Annotated in this window: 2 protein-coding genes; both read left to right on the top strand. The window is 63.6% G+C overall.

What is annotated here, in order from left to right; translation table 11 throughout:
- The first annotated feature begins 264 nt into the window (after positions 1-264).
- The gene (locus ACK6AU_RS31780; protein WP_185698392.1) at positions 265-585 is read left to right on the top strand and encodes a hypothetical protein; all 321 of its coding nucleotides are present in this window, start codon (positions 265-267) and stop codon (positions 583-585) included.
- 163 nt (positions 586-748) lie between these two features.
- A partial coding sequence (locus tag ACK6AU_RS31775) for a GNAT family N-acetyltransferase (RefSeq protein WP_409303714.1) occupies positions 749-2,581 on the top strand: 1,833 nt, incomplete at its 3' end.

Below are 2,581 nucleotides of genomic sequence, written 5' to 3'. Positions count from 1 at the left end.
TCCTATCGTGTCTATAAGACATTTCGGTTTTTGATTTTTTCTAGGTCATATCCTAAGTGAGGTTTTTCGCCTGCGAGTGGCTTGGTTTTTGAGGTTTTTGAAACGTATATATTTGTTTTTCGAGATGGATATCTATAGTTTCAGTATGTGCGCGCGGCGCTTAAATCTTTATTTAGGTTGTTTACCAATTAAGACGCCCCTTTAACTAAAGACGAGTCAATATTCACGAATACCAAGAAAATAGCACTTCAAAGAGGATAAGTTATGAACACCACCAGGGACGGTGCGTATCACATCTTTGGCGTCTGCCATGAACCCGACAGCCGCTTGTTCGTCGACTACGCGGTCGACGACCCCGGCGCATGCGAGCCCCGACTCCTGGATTTCATCCGTTGCTCCAGCGATCCCGCGCTGGCCCGTTGGCCTGCCCGGACACAACTGGCCAGCGGCGATGTCTTCGAAATCGAATGCGTGCAGGACGTGAGTGCCGCGCAGGAAGCGGTGGAGTTCTGGCGTGCGTACTTTCGCATGCTCGGCATGACCGTCTTCGAGGCCCGCCATCTGGTGGACCGGACCGGCGAATGATCCATCCGGGGAGTGCCATGCGTTCGCGCGTCGAGCATTCCAGTTCCTGAGCACACCTCAAGACCTGGCCTGTACCGGGGCCAATGCCCTCACGTCCCTGCATGAACCCCATGCCGCCAAGACGCTGGCCACTAGCTGCTGCGGATACCGCTGGAGGTATGTCGTGACCGATCTACTCAATCGCCTCGCCGATGGTTGGCTAGCGCTGCCGGTGCTCGAGGCCCTTGACCAACATGGCGTGCTGCGCGCCCTGGAAAGCGCGCCCGACGGCATCAGCGCCCGCAGCCTGGCCCGGGCCTGCGCCGCCAACGAGGGCCAGTTGCGGGTGGCCTTGCGTCTGTTGCTGGAGCTGGGATGCCTGGTGCAGCTGGCCAACGATCACTACGGGCTGACGCCAGGGATGAGCATTCGCATCCCGGCCGGCGCCGGCGCGCTGACTCGCCTGTCGCTGCCGCAGTTGCTGGGCGAGCCCGCCGGCCACGAACTGCGCTCCTGGCTCGAGCGTTCCGCTGGCGGCTGGGAAAATGCTCCCGAGCCGATGGTGACCTGCCTGGACGGGGCACTGCTGACACCGTTAGTGATAGCGCTGGAACAGGCCGGTGGCGCGCAGGTCCTGCAAGAGCAGGGGGCTAGCACCAGAGGGCCGGCCACAGGACTGTCCAGTGCGGTGCTGGAGGCGCTGCGCCGATACTTCGAGCAACGTACCTGGGGATATTGGCAAGGCCACGGTTTTTGCCTGAACGATGCCGGCCGTGCACTGCTGGAGGGCACCGCGCAGTTGCGCGCGAGCCTGGCCTGGCAACCGCTGCCGGACCGATTGCAGGCATTGCTGTTCGGCGATGCCAGCTCGATCCAGGAACCCAGGGAGGAAGATGCAGGTTCTTGGCCGGCCGAGTATCTCGCTGCGTTCGAGGCTGCCGTCGTCGCTCGATTCGACCAACAGCCGCTCGAGCAACAACCAGGTTATCTCGTCGAGGTGGGCTGCTCCGATGGGGCGTTGCTGCGTCGCCTGTACCTGGCTATCGCCAATCACAGTCGGCGTGGCCAGCAGCTCGAGCGCTACCCGCTGCTGCTGATCGGCGTCACGGCCAACAGCACCCAGCAGGCCCGGGGGCAACAAACCCTGGAAGGCCTGCCGCACCTGCTATTGACCGGTGACATCGGCGATCCCCAGGGATTGCTCGCCAGCCTGGGCGCCAACGGTATCCGCGACCCGGAGAACATCCTCTATATCCATGCCTTCCAGGAACATCGGCGGGCCTGGCAGCCGCCAGGCTCGACCCAGGGCATCGACGACCAGCGCCACGCACGCCCAAGCAGCGTTCATGTGGATCGACATGGAGCGTGCATCGAGCCGGCGGCAGCCTTGCAGGGCCTGGTCGAACACCTGGCCCGCTGGCAGGAACTCACCACACACCACGGCCTGATACTGCTGGCCGCCCATTGCCTGCACCCTGACAGCGCCCGGCAGCATGCCCGGCGCAGCGGGGCGGTGCATCTGGACGCCAGCCATGGTTTTGCCGGGCACCAGCTGTTCGAGGCGCCGGTGTTCCTGATGGCCGCGGCGCAAGCCGGCTTGTTTCCGGATCGGGCCGTGGCCCAGGGCTTGCCCCGTGGCGAGCCGTTCACCCAGGCCAGCCTGAATCGGCTGTTGCCACGGCGTTACCGCATCCGCCACCCACTACCCAGGGACTTGCCACGGCTGCGGGAACTGGAGCTGGCCTGCTGGCCCAGCGGACTGGGCGCTACCGAAGCGGTGTTGCAGCGTCGGTTGGCGCTCTACCCCCAGGGCCAGCTGGTGCTCGAGTACCAGGGGCAGCTAGTGGCGGCGATCTATTCCCAGCGCTTGGCGGCGGTCGACCAGCTACGCCACAGCGATTGCTTCCAGGTCGAGGCCTTGCATGATCCGGCCGGCCCCGTCGCGCAGCTGCTGGGTATTTGCGTGCACCCGGAACACCAGGGCGAGGGGCTGGCCGATGAGCTGATCGATTTCACG

It is taken from the genome of Pseudomonas sp. KCJK8993 (assembly GCF_046230915.1).
In the GTDB taxonomy this organism is placed as follows: Bacteria; Pseudomonadota; Gammaproteobacteria; order Pseudomonadales; family Pseudomonadaceae; genus Aquipseudomonas; species Aquipseudomonas piscis.
This window is presented reverse-complemented; position numbering and strand designations above follow the sequence as displayed.